At 69.5% G+C, this 285-nt stretch carries 1 protein-coding gene; it reads left to right on the plus strand.

Annotated features, from left to right (window positions below):
* Nucleotides 1-285, plus strand: a 285-nt coding sequence (locus HH308_RS30800; RefSeq protein WP_170197841.1) for an HNH endonuclease signature motif containing protein, incomplete at both ends; no start/stop codon positions are given.

Genomic DNA, 285 nt, shown 5'->3' on the forward strand with positions numbered 1-285 from the left:
CCTACATCCGCGCCCGGGATTTGGCGTGCGGTGCGCCCGGGTGTGACCGGCCCGCCTTCGCCGCACAGTTGGATCACTGCCAGGAATACAACCACGACCACCCGGCAGCGGGTGGACAGACCGACGCCGCCAACGTGCACGCCCTGTGCATCTCTCACCACCTGCTCAAGACCGGCGACCACGGCTGGCTCGACGACATGACCCTCGACCCGACTGGGCGGGTGCAGTACCGGGTCCGTACCCCGGAGGGACTGTGGATCGACGGCCCCGACCTGTCCGGCACCG

The sequence above is a fragment of the Gordonia asplenii genome, from assembly GCF_012933505.1.
In the GTDB taxonomy this organism is placed as follows: domain Bacteria; phylum Actinomycetota; class Actinomycetes; order Mycobacteriales; family Mycobacteriaceae; genus Gordonia; species Gordonia asplenii.